The 16,015-nt window shown below is 56.0% G+C and carries 11 protein-coding genes; 6 read left to right on the top strand and 5 right to left on the bottom strand.

Annotated elements, in window-relative coordinates; translation table 11 throughout:
• Window positions 1-9 precede the first annotated feature (9 nt).
• Entirely contained in the window at window positions 10-756 is a 747-nt protein-coding gene (gene rsmJ, locus NXT09_RS17210) for a 16S rRNA (guanine(1516)-N(2))-methyltransferase RsmJ (protein WP_268580677.1), read from the bottom strand.
• Complete coding sequence (prlC, locus tag NXT09_RS17205; protein ID WP_268580676.1) at window positions 753-2,795, bottom strand: oligopeptidase A; 2,043 nt, start codon at window positions 2,793-2,795, stop codon at window positions 753-755. Before prlC ends, rsmJ begins: the two co-directional genes overlap by 4 nt.
• Before the next feature lie 323 nt (window positions 2,796-3,118).
• Between prlC and NXT09_RS17200 the strand changes: the two genes are divergently transcribed.
• From NXT09_RS17200 to NXT09_RS17185, 4 genes are all read left to right on the top strand, one after another.
• Entirely contained in the window at window positions 3,119-5,668 is a 2,550-nt protein-coding gene (locus NXT09_RS17200) for a TonB-dependent hemoglobin/transferrin/lactoferrin family receptor (RefSeq protein WP_268580675.1), read from the top strand.
• 179 nt (window positions 5,669-5,847) lie between these two features.
• Window positions 5,848-6,360: a sigma-70 family RNA polymerase sigma factor gene (locus NXT09_RS17195; protein ID WP_010296516.1), complete on the top strand. Its 513-nt coding sequence runs from the start codon at window positions 5,848-5,850 to the stop codon at window positions 6,358-6,360.
• Window positions 6,357-7,346, top strand: a complete 990-nt coding sequence (locus tag NXT09_RS17190; RefSeq protein WP_268580674.1) for a FecR domain-containing protein — start codon at window positions 6,357-6,359, stop codon at window positions 7,344-7,346. Before NXT09_RS17195 ends, NXT09_RS17190 begins: the two co-directional genes overlap by 4 nt.
• Window positions 7,347-7,546: 200 nt before the next feature.
• The gene (locus NXT09_RS17185; protein WP_268580673.1) at window positions 7,547-8,368 is read left to right on the top strand and encodes an energy transducer TonB; all 822 of its coding nucleotides are present in this window, start codon (window positions 7,547-7,549) and stop codon (window positions 8,366-8,368) included.
• Between the two features lie 10 nt (window positions 8,369-8,378).
• Here the strand turns inward: NXT09_RS17185 and NXT09_RS17180 are convergent, their stop codons facing one another.
• Window positions 8,379-8,672 carry a DUF2623 domain-containing protein gene (locus tag NXT09_RS17180; protein ID WP_005968196.1) on the bottom strand — a complete coding sequence of 98 codons (294 nt, stop codon included), beginning with the start codon at window positions 8,670-8,672 and terminating at the stop codon, window positions 8,379-8,381.
• A 219-nt stretch (window positions 8,673-8,891) separates the two neighbouring features.
• Between NXT09_RS17180 and NXT09_RS17175 the strand changes: the two genes are divergently transcribed.
• Window positions 8,892-10,583 carry a molecular chaperone HscC gene (locus tag NXT09_RS17175; protein ID WP_268580672.1) on the top strand — a complete coding sequence of 564 codons (1,692 nt, stop codon included), beginning with the start codon at window positions 8,892-8,894 and terminating at the stop codon, window positions 10,581-10,583.
• Between the two features lie 167 nt (window positions 10,584-10,750).
• On the opposite strand, the gene NXT09_RS17170 is transcribed toward NXT09_RS17175, so the two are convergent.
• The gene (locus NXT09_RS17170; RefSeq protein ID WP_268580671.1) at window positions 10,751-13,480 is read right to left on the bottom strand and encodes a J domain-containing protein; all 2,730 of its coding nucleotides are present in this window, start codon (window positions 13,478-13,480) and stop codon (window positions 10,751-10,753) included.
• A complete protein-coding gene (locus NXT09_RS17165) occupies window positions 13,480-14,208 on the bottom strand; it encodes a DUF1266 domain-containing protein (protein WP_268580670.1) in 729 nt (242 codons plus the stop codon). Before NXT09_RS17165 ends, NXT09_RS17170 begins: the two co-directional genes overlap by 1 nt.
• Before the next feature lie 384 nt (window positions 14,209-14,592).
• Between NXT09_RS17165 and NXT09_RS17160 the strand changes: the two genes are divergently transcribed.
• Window positions 14,593-15,948 carry an alkyl/aryl-sulfatase gene (locus tag NXT09_RS17160; RefSeq protein ID WP_268580669.1) on the top strand — a complete coding sequence of 452 codons (1,356 nt, stop codon included), beginning with the start codon at window positions 14,593-14,595 and terminating at the stop codon, window positions 15,946-15,948.
• The last annotated feature ends 67 nt before the right edge of the window (window positions 15,949-16,015 follow it).

Genomic DNA, 16,015 nt, shown 5'->3' with positions numbered 1-16,015 from the left:
TGAGATTTTTCAGGCGGGAAGATAGAAATCAAAACGGTGGCTTTTGGTTTCCAGCATGGATTGTGCCGGTACGCCCGCCAGCGGCGGCGCATAATCTGGTCGCTTCACCACGACGCGTTTTTTCGCCAGCGCGCGGGCGGGTTCCAGCAGCGCATCGGCATCGTCATCTGCACCTACTAGCGACTGAAACACGCGCATTTCTTTCTTCACCAGCGCGCTCTTTTGTTTGTGCGGAAACATCGGATCGAGATAAACCACATCCGGCGACGGTGTGATATCGCGCAGCGCGGTCATACTCGATGCGTGCAGCAGCGTCAGTCGCTCCCGTAGCCACGGGCCAATTTCTGCGTCCTGATAGCCACGCTGTAACCCGTCGTCCAGCAGCGCCGCGACCACCGGATTGCGCTCCACCATGCGTACGTGGCAGCCTAATGCGGCCAGCACAAAAGCATCGCGGCCTAGCCCGGCCGTCGCATCTACGACATCCGGCAGGTAATCTTTTTTGATCCCGACAGCTTTGGCAACGGCCTCGCCGCGTCCACCGCCAAAGCGGCGACGGTGCGCCATCGCCCCACCAACGAAATCCACGAAAATAGCGCCAAGCTTGGGTTCGTCCTGCTTACGCAGTTCCAAACGTTCCGCTGTCAGCACCAGTGCCATGACCGCATCGGGATCGGAAACTAACCCCCAACGTGCGGCCAGAGAAGATAAGGCGCCACTATCGGCGCCTTCTTCTGCAATTAAGCAGATGCTCATCCTTTGATGCCGTAATGCGCGAGCATGGCATCCAACTGCGGTTCACGGCCACGGAAGCGTTTGAACAGCTCCATTGGCTCTTCGGAACCGCCGCGGGTCAGGATGTTATCCAGGAATGACTGACCGGTTTCACGGTTGAAGATACCTTCTTCCTCGAAGCGAGAGTAAGCATCCGCCGCCAGTACGTCGGCCCACAGATAGCTGTAGTAGCCTGCGGCATAACCGCCAGCGAAGATGTGGCTGAACGCGTGCGGGAAGCGGCCCCAGCTTGGGCTTGGCACCACGGCCACCTGCGCTTTGATTTCGGCCAGCGTCGGCAGAATCTGCGCGCCTTTTGCAGGATCAAACTCGGCATGCAGGCGGAAATCGAACAGGCCGAATTCCAGCTGACGCAGAATGAATAGCGCAGCCTGATAGTTCTTCGCCGCCAGCATTTTATCCAGCAGTTCCTGCGGCAGCGGTTCACCGGTTTCGTGGTGGCCGGAGATAAAGGCTAGCGCTTCCGGTTCCCAGCACCAGTTTTCCATGAACTGGCTCGGCAGTTCGACCGCATCCCACGGTACGCCGTTGATGCCCGCGACACCGGCGGTATCGATCTGGGTCAACATGTGGTGCAGGCCGTGACCGAATTCGTGGAACAGCGTAGTGACTTCGTCGTGAGTAAACAGCGCTGGTTTGCCGTTGACCGGACGGTTGAAGTTACAGACCAGATAGGCGACCGGTTTTTGCAGTTCACCGTTGCCTTTACGCAGTTTACCCGCGCAGTCGTCCATCCAGGCTCCGCCGCGCTTGTGTTCACGGGCGTACAAATCGAGGTAGAAGCTGCCGCGCAGTTCACCGCTTTCATCGAACAGATCGAAGAAGCGAACGTCCGGGTGCCAGACATCGACGTCTTTGCGCTCTTTGGCGGTGATGCCGTAGATGCGTTTGACCACTTCGAACAGGCCGTTCACCGCGCGTTCTTCCGGGAAATACGGGCGAAGCTGCTCGTCGCTGATGGAATACAGATGTTGCTTCTGCTGTTCGCTGTAGTAGGTGATATCCCAGGCCTGCAATTCATCCACGCCGTAGTGTTCTTTGGCGAAGGCACGCAGCTGCGCGAGTTCTTCTTCAGCCTGTGGACGGGCGCGTTTAGCCAGATCGGTCAGGAAATCGAGCACCTGCTGCGGGTTTTCCGCCATTTTGGTCGCCAGCGACTTGTGCGCATAGCTGTCGAAGCCCAGTAGCTGTGCCAGCTCGTGACGCAGTGCCAGCTCTTCTGCCATCACCTCACTGTTGTCCCACTTGCCCGCGTTCGGCCCCTGATCGGACGCGCGGGTGCCGTAGGCGCGGTACATCTCTTCACGCAGCGCCTGATTGGTGCAGTAGGTCATCACTGGCAGGTAGCTTGGGATATCCAGCGTCAGCAGCCAGCCGTCTTTTTCTTTGGCTTCAGCCTGCGCTTTGGCCGCTGCCAGCGCGCTTTCCGGCATGCCATCCAGCTCGGCGACATCGGTAATCAGCTTGCTCCAGCCCATAGTGGCATCCAGCACGTTGTTGCTGTATTGCGAACCGAGTTCGGATAAACGAGCGGAGATTTCGCCGTAGCGTTTCTGTTTTTCTGGCGACAGGCCGATACCGGACAGCTCAAAATCGCGCAGCGCGTTATCAACGGATTTCTTCTGCGCCACGCTCAGTGCGGCATAGTGCTCGCCGTCGCGCAGGCTGCGATAAGCTTGATAGAGGCCGGCATGTTGGCCGACCCAGGTGCTGTGCTCGGACAGTAATGGCAGACATTCTTCATAAACCGCACGCAGCTCTGGGCTGTTCTTCACCGCGTTCAGGTGGCTGATGGGTGAGAAGATGCGGCCAAGACGATCGTCGCTGTCTGCCAGCGGTTGGCACAGATTATCCCATGTAAACGGCCCCGCTTGCGCCACCACGCGTTCTACCGTCTCGCGGCATTCATCCAGTGCGGACTTCACCGCAGGGACAATATCTTCCGTTTTGATACTGGAGAACGGGGGCAGGGTAAATGAGGTCAGTAATGGATTCGTCATGGTGCCGTCCTGATAATTGTGGGTGATCTCGTTGCCGGTAAGTGAAATCCGTTGCAGAGAGAAACCGGCAAGGCGGATATCTATTGCGGATTAATCACTAAGATGAGGTCAAGCGCCGTGAAAATCAATGGCGGAAGGGATGCTGTTCATGACCGAAGGTGCGTTTTGCGGTGATGGAGAAGCCCCGTTGATCGCCAGAACACGGCTGCTTACATCGCATTGAAGAGGTTTTCCTGAAAATTTTTGCACTTTTTCTGCCCGATTTGGTTTTTCGCGTGACCTACCTGATGTGTCTTTTTTTTCAATACTTCAGGGGAATGACAATGGCGATAAATAATCATAATGGCGGGCGCATCGCGCACAAACCCGCCTTGACGGTGGCGCGGGCAGTGCATCTGGCACTGTCTGGCGTGTTGATCTTGAGTACCGGAACGGTAGGCTCGGCGCTGGCGGCGGAAACGGCCGCTACTGCCGCAGCACCGACAGTGGCGTTTTCCATTCCGGCAGGGCCGCTCGGATCCACGCTGCAGGCCGTCGCCAGCCGCGCCAATGTCATTCTCACGTTTTCTCTCGATCAAACACAGAATAAAACCAGCGGGAGCATACAGGGAACCTACACCGTTCAGGCCGCGTTTGCGGCTGCACTGGCCGGAACGGGGCTGAGTGCAGTCCAGACGGCCACGGGCTATCGGCTGGAATCCGCGCTTGCCGCCGAAGGAAGCGACGGCAGCCTGATGATCCCGACGCTCTCGGTCGTTGGCGGCACATCGGACAGCGCCGCCGCCGGACGTTCCGTGCTACGTCAGGCCGATGTTGACCGCGTACAGGCCGATAATATTGCCAGCCTGCTCGATAAACTCCCCGGCGTGTCGATGGCAGGGTCTCCACGTCCAGGTGGGCAGAGCCTGAATATCTGGGGCATGGGCGATATGGAAGACGTCAAAGTCGTGCTGGACGGCGCGCCGAAAGGCTTTGAGAAATACCGCCAGGGCTCGGTATTTATTGAGCCTGAGCTGATTAAACGGATCGATGTCGATAAAGGGCCGCATGATATTCGCAGCGGCAACGGCGGCTTCGGCGGCACCATTCACGTTGATACCAAAGACGCCAGCGATCTGCTGATGCCGGGAGAAAATTTCGGTGGGATGGTCAAATACAGCTATCACACCAACGATCGGCAAAATATCTACAGTGGCGCGCTGTATGGCCGCACGGAAGAGGGAATGGCTGACGGCCTGCTCTACATGAGCAAGCGCGATGGCGACAACATCGAACGCCCTGACGGCACACGCTTTGTCTACTCGACCAGCGACATGGCGTCCTACTTACTGAAGACCAACATCTATCTGACGGACGCTCAGACGTTGACGCTCTCTGCGATGCGCTCCGAATCTGACGGCTGGCAGCCGTTTGCCGCTAAGCGTGACGACATGGCGTCGCCCACACAAGCGGAAATTACTCGCTACGGCTGGGAAGAGGCCTGGCGGCGTAAGCTGGTTTACCGCGATCAGGTGGATAAGAACTACTCGTTGAAATGGAATATTGCACCGGAGGATCAGCCGTGGCTGAATCTGACGGCGTCATTTGCCACCTCAAAAACCGAACAGCATGACCGACGCCCTGATTCAGCTTCACAGAGTAGCTATCTGGGCTCGCTGGGGAACGAAAGCTGGGTGAGCTACAAGGATCAGCTTGCGGAGGTCAGTAATGAAATTCTGTTCACTACCGGCCCGCTCGATCATAAGCTGCTGGTGGGTATGCGCTGGCATCAGCATAAGCGCGACACGCTGATCTACTATCCATCCGGTAAGAATAACGCCGAGTATAACTACGGCTATTTCCAGCCTTACTATATGCCGGCAGGGGAACAGGAAACCCGCAGCCTGTATGTACAGGATGCGGTGACGCTGGGTAGCGTGACGATCACGCCGGGCGTACGTTATGACCACGTGACGAACACGGGGAAACCCAACGCGGCACCACGTTATAACAGCAGCATTCCGGCTGCAGGGCATGACTACAGCAGCGTGACCTACACCGGCTGGTCGCCGCGTATTGGGGCGCTGTGGAAGGCGACGGACAATCTGTCGCTGTTTGCCGATGCCAGCCGTACCTGGCGCGCGCCCGTCGTCGATGAACAGTATGAAGTGCAGTCTGCCGCGTCCAGCGTGCCGGGAACCAGCCGTAATCTGGAAGTGGAAAGCATCAAAGCATTTCGTCTGGGCGCGATTCTGGACTTCAACAACCTGATGCTGGAAGAAGACAGTCTGCAAATCCGCACCACGCTATTCCGTAACCGCGGTAAAAACGAAATTTTCTACCGTCGCGGTATCTTGTGTGAAGCGCAGACGCAGAGCGGTACGTCATCATCTTGTGGGCAGCCGCTCTCTAACTACCGTAATCTGCCGGGCTATACGATTGAAGGGGTAGAGATTGAATCCTTCTACGACAGCCGCTGGCTGTTTGGCAGCCTGTCCTTCTCCTCAATTCGTGGCGAGCGCGATGCGTCACCGCGTAATCCGTGGGGCAATAAAACCTGGATCGCCGAGATTCCACCAACGACAGCACACGCCACGCTGGGCACCAAAATCCCAAGTCTGGATATGGCCGTAGGCTGGACGGGTGATTTTGTGCGTAAGCAGGATCGTTCACCTGCCGATGGCGATCCACAGGCCGATATTTGGGCGTTGCCGAAGAGTAAGGGATACGTGCTGCATGGCCTGTTCGCTAGCTGGCAGCCGCAGGCGATAAAAGGATTTGAAGCACGTGTGACGGTCGATAACCTGCTGAATACCGATTACTACCCGTACCTGGGCGAATCCGTATCCGGCGTGGGACGTAACGTAAAAATCAGCGTGTTACAGCGTTTCTAATCGTGGTGCTCGGGGCGGATATCCTTGCCGCCCCGTTAGCGGATGATGTTGCATGGGCGTAATGCAAATTCAGCAAATTTGAATAATTTTCGTTTCGGAACTTGACAGTCAGAGGGAAAAAACATAAATAAGAACGATTATCATTCTTATGTTTAAATAGTGCTCTGGGGTAAAGTTCGATGGTGAGGAAAGCGACGGCCAGCGTTAATGACTTTGCTCAGCAGCTCTATTTCGATCACCACCGCTGGTTGTGTAACTGGCTGCGCCATAAACTGGACTGCGCCCAGCATGCGGAAGATCTGGCACAGGACACGTTCCTTAGCGTGCTGATGAACCCGGAACTGCTCACGATTCGCCAGCCGCGCCCGTTTCTGGCTACCGTGGCCCGCCGTTTGGTCGCCAATCATTACCGTCGTAAAAAGATTGAAGATGCCTATCTGGATGTGCTGAGTACGCAGCCGGATGCCTGTATGCCCTCCCCGGAAACGCGCCTGCTTACCCTCGAAATTCTTGAACAGCTTGATGCTGCATTGGATGGCCTGCCAGCGCCGGTCAGGGAAGCGTTTCTGCTCGCACATCTCCACGGCATGCGCTACAGCGATATCGCCGAACGCTTGCGGGTTTCCAGCAGTTCGGTGAAACAGTATCTGCAACGCGCCAACCTCCAGTGTTTCTTTGCACTGCCGCTATGAACGATCGTACTTTTTATCGTGATAGACAGGGCCAGCCGATTCAGCCAGACAGCGCACGTGAAGCGGTGGCGTGGCTGACGCAGCTGATGTCCGACAGCGTCACCGAACAAGATCGCCGCGAGTGGCAGCGTTGGCGGGACGCCTCGCCGGATAACGAGCAAGCGTGGCAGCATATCGAATCCGTGTGTGCCAATTTGGGTCAGCTTAACGCGCGGGCGGCACACCAGAGCCTGTCGACGCTTAACGGTATGCAGCGCTGCAGCGTACTTAAAGCGTTGGCGATCGTCTGTCTGACCGGGGGCGCTGGCGTGGCCGGATCGCGCACCGACCTCTGGCAGTCGTTGACGGCGGATTACCAGACGCAGGTGGGCGAACAGCGCCATGCGGTATTGGACGATGGCACCACGCTGCTGCTGAATACGCAGACGGCGCTGAATGTGGCCTACGGTGACGACCTACGCCAGCTCACGCTGATTCGCGGTGAAGTCATGATCGAAACCGGTCAGGCGGAGAAGAGCGCGTTGTATCCGCGCCCTTTCATCGTGACGACGGCACAGGGAAAGGTGCAGGCGCTGGGGACACGCTTTAGTCTGCGAGTGCAGGATGAACACACGCAGGTGGCGGTGTATGACGGCGCGGTGAGACTGCATCCGCAGCAGAACGGTCAGGATGTACAGGTGCTGAAAAGCGGACAGACGGCGACGTTCACCACGCAGAGCTGCGGCCAGATAGCGACGACGAAGGCTGAACCTGGCTGGGTGAAAGGACAACTGCTGGCGGATAATCAGCGTCTGGTGGATTTTGTTGACGAACTGAGCCGCTATCGCAGCGGTGTTATTCGCTGCCAGCCCGAGGTGGAGAGCCTGCGGTTTTCCGGCGTCTTCCCACTGTCGGATACCGATAATATTTTAGCGGCGCTGGTGGAGGCGCTCCCTGTACAGGTGCGTTATTTCTCTCGCTACTGGGTTCAGATTGCTGCGCGATAAAATATCCTGCTAAAACGTAATAACATTACTTTTTATGCTGTTTTCATTTTTTTTCTGCCCGATCCCCGTAGCTGAACGACCTACTATTATCTGCTATCCGTTTTATACCTAACGATGTGATGAAGAACGCATGATGACCTCCTCGGAACCCCATTCATTGAGAGTACAGCCCTGTCTCCACGGCGAGGGGCAGTAGGCTAATGGCTGCACAGACGCTGAAATACAATACGGTTCGGCCCGCCACGACGGTTCGTTGGGGGAGTGGCGGGCTGCTGGCATTGGCGCTACATGCGGGACTGATTGTCTGGATTAGCTACCACGCGCTTGATTCCTCCATTGAAGCGCCGCCGCCCGCCATGATGTTAATGGTGGCGGATAGCGTGCAATCGACTCCCAGCCCTCAGGATGCGCCAGTCGGCCCGCAGCAGACGCTATCCACGCCGCAAGAAGCGTCGACTCAACCGGAAAAAATGACGCAGGATGTGCCGCCGCTCGCGCCTGCACCGAAGCCAGTTATTACGACGGCGCAAAAGGAAAAGCCGCAGCCGCAGAAAAAAGTGCAGAAAAAAATGGAAAAGCCGGTGCAGGAGACGACGCCACAGGAAGAGATTGCGCCATCGGAAAAACCGCCCGCTCCCGTTACCAGCGCGCCGCTACCGGGCAGCAGCCAGCAAGTCGCAGCGCCGTATAACAGCGATGCCGCGCAGATGCGTAAAGGGGTTGCAGATTGGAGCAGCCAGCTGCTGGCGCACCTGAGCCGCTATAAGCGTTACCCGGCGCAGGCGGTAAGGCAGCGATTGCAGGGCGTCGCCCAGATTCGCGTGACGTTGGATCGGGCGGGGAACGTGCTGGCCGTCTCGTTAGCCAGCAGCAGCGGCGTGATGCCGCTGGATAAGGAGTCTGTCGCCTTGCCGCAGCGTGCTCAGCCGCTTCCTGCTCCACCAGCAGAGGTGATAGGGGATAATGCGCAGCTCACCATCACAATCCCCATTAGCTTCGATTTACGCGACGTGCGCCGCTAGCGGGTATCTACTAGCGCGGCGTGTGCGCATCATAGCCCGCATAAAAAAACCGAATCGCGTACGGGTTACCTTGTTCGGTAAAGAACTCTGCGACTCTCTCTCGCTCCAGCCCATAGCGGCGTGACAACAATCCTGCCTCGAAGGCGGCCTGCTGGCGGTCGCCTTTAGTTTCCGCCAGATTGTGGGCGTAGCCACAGATATAGCCGCGCCGATAGTCGTAGCAGTAGGGATTAATGTCGTTGGTGGATTTTGGATTGGCCGATCTCAGCCCCGCGAGGACGCCCCGCTCAAAATGGTTTCCCATGATAATGCTCCGCAAATGATCGTTATATAGTAAATAATATAACGCTTATTTATCACTCACCAGATCTGTTGAAAAATATTCCTGAATCCGTCGTGCGCGGTCTTTCCCGATCAGTATGTATATACTGTTGCTCTGCTCGCCGAACAGGCTACCGATCTGCGCCTGATGGGCACTCTGGGAATAGTTAGTGTACGGAATGGTTAAATAAGGAATAACAGCATGACGCACCCGCAAGATGCTTCTCTGGCGATTGGTATCGATCTGGGCACGACGAACAGCCTGATTAGCGTTTGGCAAAATGGCGAGGCCCGCCTGATACCGAATGCGCTGAATGATAACTTCACTCCCTCGGCCGTCAGCATTGATGAAGACGGCAGCATTCTGGTCGGTAAACCCGCGATTTCCCGTTTGACCACGCACCCGCAGGTGTCGGCGTCGCTGTTTAAGCGCTACATGGGGAGCAAGAAAGCTTTCCGGCTCGGGGATAAAACGTTCTCTCCCGCCGAACTGTCGGCCATGGTGTTGAAATCGCTCAAAGCCGATGCGGAAAGTTACCTCGGGTACCCCATTAAGGATGTGGTGATCTCCGTGCCAGCCTATTTCAGCGATGAACAGCGTAAGCAGACGCGTTTTGCGGCAGAACTGGCAGAGCTGAATGCGGTTCGTTTAATCAATGAACCCACCGCTGCTTCTATGGCTTACGGCTTACACACGCAGGAGCTGGGGCGTACGCTGGTCTTCGATTTAGGCGGCGGCACTTTTGACGTCAGCGTGCTGGAATACGCGTTTCCGCTGATCGAAGTACACAGTTCGGCGGGTGACAACTATCTGGGGGGAGAAGACTTCACGCAGGCGATGGTGAAAACCTGTCTGAATGCATGGAAGCTTGAGGAGTCGGCGATTCCTGCGACGGATCTAGCGCGTCTTTACAGCCATGCAGAAGCGCTGAAATGTCAGCCCGGTTTTCCTTCTCAATCGAATGAGCTGGTATGGCACTGGCGAGAGGAAGAATGGCGCATCGTACTGGATAATGAAGAAATCGAAGCGGCCTGGCTGCCGTTGATGAACCGCATTCGCGCGCCGATAGAGCAGGCGTTGCACGATGCACGCCTGAAACCGGAGCAGCTAGACCATGTGGTGCTGGTCGGCGGGGCATCGAAGATGTCGATTATCCAGAAGCTGGTGGTCAGACTGTTTGGCAAATTACCTTATCAGCATCTGGATGCCGATACCGTTGTCGCTAAAGGCGCGGCGGTACAGGCCGCTTGTCGGCTACGCGAGCAGGATATCGAAGAAGTGATCCTGACGGATGTTTGCCCGTACACCCTCGGGATTAAGACCGCCAACGATAAGCAAAATGGCCTGTTTTCCCCGATACTGGAGCGCAATACGGTGGTGCCGACCTCGCGGGTCGAGACGTTTTCCACGGGCTCCGCCGGACAGGACAACATCTGCATCGCGATCTATCAGGGGGAAAGCCCTTACGTCGATAACAACGTGTTTATCGATGAATTCACCATGCCGATAAAAGCGAAAACGTATAAGCAATCCATCGAGGTGCGTTTCAGCTATGACATCAATGGGCTGCTGGAAGTGGATGTTAACCTGCCGGACAGCGGCGATAACTTCACGAAAGTGATCGATCGCAGCCCGACCGGCCTGAGTGCCGAGCAGCAGCAGAAAAGCCACCACAAGCTGCAAGCGCTGAAAATTCACCCCAGAGACAATCTAATGAACCGCAACCTGCTGGCACGGCTGGAAAAAGCCTGGGCGCAGACGCGTCTGGAAGAGCGAGAACAGATTGGCTTCTGGCTGCGGGATTTTGAACAGGTGCTGGCGGGGCAATACGCTCCGGCGATTGACGAAACGCGGCAGCGTATTGAGCAATATCTGGATGAGGTATCCCGCTAAATATACCCGTCATCTTTCAAGCTGCAGGTGTGTTGGCTTCGCTTACTCACCCCAGTCACTTACTTGAGTAAGCTCCTGGGGATTCCTGCGCTTGCCGCCGTCCTGCAACTCGAAATCTATTGGGTATATGCATGCGTATAATTGCTACGCCGCCCGAGTTATTTTCGTCAGCTAGGCATGGTGTCCGTTTCGGCTTTCTTGCCAGCTGGCGGCGGCCCGAATTGGTTCCAGCGATTCAGGCTCGGCGTCAGCAAGGGGAGCAGCAGAAACAGCGGTATGAGTAGAGTGAAGAAACTCATCACCCACGGCATATTGGAACCGATATCGTTATAGCGCCGACGCGTCGCACTCAGCAGATTGAGCACGATGAGCACCATCAGTAGCCCCTCAATAAACGCCGGTGGCGACCCGATCCAGTCACTCGCGCGATAGAGAAAATAGCTTCCCAACCCGGCCTGCATCAGAAAACCGAGACGGCCGATGCGAGCGTTCGTGCGCCAGAGCTGCCACCAGTAGCTCTTTTTAGCCTGTGATGCCTGAAACTGACGTTCGCGCCGATCGGCACATTGCAGCAGCATTTTCGACACCAATCTCAGCGTAACGTCTTCGTGCGGATAGGACAGATGCTCGGTTAGAAATTCCTGATCGCTGTTATCGAATAAGGACGTGTCATCCTTTGCACAGCTCTGAATAAGCTTGCCGATGAGCGTGACCCGTTTGTCGTCGGAGAGCTGTTTTAGCTGTTTCTCCAGTTCATCCGACCCTTCGGTAAAGGCAGTACGGATCGCATCTTCCTGTTCCGTTTCTACGGGGATAGCCGCCAGCCGCTCAAGGTGTTGCTCAGCCTGTCCTTCCTCTCCCACAAGGGCATAAAACGCGTGGAAAAATATCTGGTAGATGATGGGCGATTTCGCCAGTTCCGTCTGCCAATGCTCATCGGTGAGATAAAAATGGCTTGCAGCGGATTCGCTGTAAGTCTCCCTGCTGCCGAGATATTCCTCAATAGACGCGGGGAAGTTCATCCAGCAGTGATAGTGCAGCGGATTGGTGAGTTCCAGCTGTTTTTTCAACGGCGTTACCGCATCACCATCGTGGCATTCCGCCTTGCGGAAGAGCCGAGAGAGCGAATGTGCAGGGTGGGTTAAGGCCAGTTCGGGCAGCACCGATTGACGCGGTAAACCCAGACAAGAGGTTGGATCGGTCATCATTAATGCGATCAGCATAGCCTGTCTCAGTTCCTCTTTGGCGCTGAGATCCTGCGGCTTCTCCACTCCTTGCGGCACCAGAGACACATCGCGCCGGTAGCGTGCGGACAGCTCGACCAGACAATCGTTGATCGGGTCGATTTCCTCCGTATGTATGCCGCTGCTATATAGCTTGTTAAGCTGATTCAGCGACAGCGGACGCCATTGCCGCAGCCAGGTTTGCGCCTGCAGCCAGGCGGACGATTTCTGGTTAGTGAATACGTTGGGCAACGCGTCTTCTGACGGCGAATACAGCCATTCCGTGAAGGCGTGAATCGCGCCGGAGGTGTCCAGCCAGGATAGGCGCTGTGTCGCCTGAAACTGTAACCCCTGTAAGATCAACGCATACAGCGGTTCCTCGGGCAACGGCTGCGCCAGAATGTCCTGCAACAGACGCTCATTACCCACGGTTAACATGCTGGCGTGCCAATACAGGCGATCCTGAATCGCGTCCCCGCTGTGTAGCAGCAGATGTCGGTAGATATCCCGCAGCTCCTGCTTGCCCAGCTTCCAGCGGGCATAGCTTTCTGCCATGGGCGACAGCGGCAGTTTCAGCGCTTCTCCCCAGCGTATCAGCATCTGGGTATTATGCTGAGAAATGAAGAAACGCTGGCGCGGATCGTCCAGCGCTAGTCCTGTCAGATCCGGCGCTGGCGTGTGGTTGAACGACTGAATCAGTAAGGGAAGCGCATCCGGCTGATGCTGTTTGCACCAGTTAATCAGCCAGTGTTCCGCTTGTGCATGGCGGGTTTGCTGATAAAGCGTCAGCCACAGCGTGAAGGCCTGCTCGTTCTCTCCGGTCAGTGAGCAGAGGCTGGCGCTGAGTTCGAGCCATTCCGCGTCGTTCGGAGCCGCATCCAACTGTTGCAGACAGTAATCGCGCAGGGTGGCGTTGGGCACACCGGCGTGGCTGTGCCAGCGCGCGAGCTTTTGCATCAGCGCCGGGCTGTCGGGCCAATAAATCGCGGTCGGGGTGCGCAGCAGCGTGCCCAGCATAAATGCGGGCCGATTCCAGTACATTCCGTTGGCCTGCTGGAAATGGAAGATGGTTTCCAACTGTGCGGGCAGGTTCAGGTGCGATAGCAGGGAAAAATCGAACAGATCCTCATAGCCGAGCGAGTCGAGGAAGTGGCGGACATCTTCCACCCCGTCGCCGGACAGCTCTCCTTGCCGCTGCTGCCAGCGCAGGCGTTCGGCCAATACGCGGACACAGAGAGTTGAGATGCAAGACTCGCGCATCAGACGCTGAAGCAGCGGCCAGCGAATGCGATCGATCACCTCGAAAGCCTGCTGATTCAACAACTGAATGTAGCGTTCCCAGCACAGCGGAACGAAACGTTCGGCCGGGTTGCTTAACAGCTGCTCAAACGCGTTAACCAGCGCTTCTGACTGGGGAGCGGCCTGCTCGGCGGAGGCATTCTCGGTTGCCGAAGTGGCGTTTTGTGATTCGGCGGGGGTCTGCTCTTCTTCATCCGACAGTACGGGATTTTTCGCCAGCTTACAGGCGGTATCGTACGCATCGCGCAGCTGTTTAAAGCCCTCTGGGTCGGTTTCCGGATGAAACTGCGGTACTTTCTGACGATAAGCCTGACGGATAACATCCAGATCCTGAGTCGGCTCAATGCCTAGTCGCTGCCAGCATTGTATGTCCATTATATTTCCGCTTCTGGTAAGGACTCGGGCTTATCCATTTCTATCGGATCAACATCCCAGTCGAGGTCATGAATCGGGCAGTCCGGGTGGGTATAGAGCGTGCCGATCTGGTCAATGTAGTCAGGAATCTGGCTACAGTTGCTGAAAATGTAGCGCTGGCATTCTTGATCTTCCTCATCCGAGCCGAGCCAGTAGGTGCGGCCGATCAGGAATGCTGCGTAATAATTTTCCCAACTGCGGTAATAGTAACGCGCTCTGTCGGCCAGCCGGGTGTGAATCCACAGGTTCTCTTTTTCGCTAATCCAGCCGTTGAGTAATCCGATGCGGCTCAGGAAACTCATGCGCCCCAGATCCCAGGCGCGGATCCCGCCTTCACCGCACAGCGCGGCCGTTTCGGTCACCAGCGCGAGTGTACCCTGTACGTCTTCGGATTGATTGGCGCAGTGCTGCTGCCATTCGGATGCCGTCAGGTGGTGCCAAAGGTGATAGTAATACGCCAGACGCTCGGCGTGGCCGCCGTCTGTCATATCGTTAATCATTGTGATCAGGCCTTCGCGGGAGGTGATGCCCCAGCTGTTACTCAGACTGATGGGTTCACCGGGCTCATAAAAGGTCGGCTCGCAGAAGCGGGCGCCGTACTTGATATTGAGTGCGACCATCGGGGCGGAAAGCGCCATCAGCCAGCGCTGATATTCAGGTTCCATCAGAATAACGTCCAATTCCATCATGGTTAGCGTGCGATCGTACTGTATGTGACCCGTCTGGGAAACGAAAAATATCCCACGCTAAAGCGGTTTTTTATCCAGATTGGATCTGTATACAAGTTGGAATCGGCCGCGCAATGGGCACGTTTTCCAGACCCCAGAGTAAGGTGATGACGCCCGTCAGGTGAAGGCTCGAAACGGAACGCTCCCTTTCACTACACTCCTCTCACTTATGAGAAGTGGACTGTCATTTATCACTATACCCTTTTGGCTCTGCTGCTTTTATGCTGCGGGGATTACGGAATCCTGCCAATTCGCTAGGTTTTGCGCGGGCTTTGTTCCTGTCCCTCCCGTTTTTGGTACATGAATCAGAAATGGGACTCAGCGTCGTGAATTGACGGAGAAAAGATGACACAGTATTTCGACGGAAAACTGAGGAAAGCTACATTGTTGCTCACAACGGTTATGGCACTGACGGCGGCAGGCTACGCAGGTGCGCATGAAGAAACGGCGGGTGCAAAAACGCTGCTCGCACATAATGCCGATTTTCAGAAGCAGATCGTGGAAGTCGCAAAAGGCGTTTATGTGGCCGTTGGGTATTCGGCTGCAAACGTGACCCTGATTCAGGGAAAAGATGGCGCGATTATCGTGGATACGTCGGCGAATCCTGTGGATGCAAAAGCGATCATTGAAGCATTTGGCAGCCGTATGGTTCGGCCTGTGCAAGCCATCATTTACACACATAACCACCCCGATCACTCCGGCGGCGCGACGGTTTTTGCCAGTAATGACAAGCCAGAAATTATCAGCCACCGCCTTTTGGTTACAGCAAAACCGGATACCGGTCGTGGAAAGCGTGAGGGCGGTGATGCCTTCGGGACTTCCTTGCCTGATGACAAATTTATCAATGCGGGCACGCAGCTTGAATACGGTCGTAAAACGCCACACACCCGTGAAGGTTTTCTGCCACCGACCCAAACATTTGACGGTGACAGCAAGAACCTGACCCTTTCAGGCGTAAAAATGGAACTGCTCCATACGCCGGGTGAGTCTGACGAAAACACTGCGGTCTGGCTGCCTGAGCAGAAGGTCTTGCTGGCGGGTGATAATTTTCTGAAAACCTTTCCGAACATCGCCCCGCTGCGTGGTCTGCCAACGCGTAAGATTGATGAATGGATTGCCAGTCTGGATAAAATAATTGCACTGAACGCAGAGCACCTCATTCCTGGGCACATGCAGCCAGTCAGCGGTGCTGCCGACGTCAAGGCTGCGCTGACCGCTTACCGCGACGGCATCAAAAGCGTCTGGGATCAGACGATGGCCGGTATCGCGAAGGGAATGACGCCGGATGAGCTGGTACAGACGGTGAAACTGCCTCCAGAGTTGGCAAAAAATCCTTATCTACAGGAATATTACGGTAGCGTGGCGTTTACCGTACGCGGTATTTACGCGCAGCAGGCGGGCTGGTTTGACGGCAATGCCACACACATCTATCCGCTGACTGAGAAAGATCGAGCCACACGGTTACTGGCTATGATCGGAGGTCAGGCGAACATGCTTAAAAGCGCGGAGAAAGCGCTGTCGTCCGGCGATTTCCAGTGGGCTGCCGAACAGGCGGATTACGTGCTGGCCGTTGAACCCCATCATTCAGAAGCTAGAAAGATTAAAGCGGATGCGCTGACTGAGTTGGGCGAACGTCAGGATAACGCCACTGCGCGTAATTATTACCTGACCGCGGCACAGTATCTGAAGAAAAATCCCTAACCTGCTACCCTTGCTTTAATACCCTTATCGAATGCCGGATTTATCCGGCATTCTGCTTTCATCAACG

Source organism: Pectobacterium jejuense, from assembly GCF_026800125.1.
Lineage (GTDB): Bacteria > Pseudomonadota > Gammaproteobacteria > Enterobacterales > Enterobacteriaceae > Pectobacterium > Pectobacterium jejuense.
The sequence above is the reverse complement of the archived record's forward strand: the minus strand, read 5'-3'. Positions and strand labels throughout refer to the sequence as shown.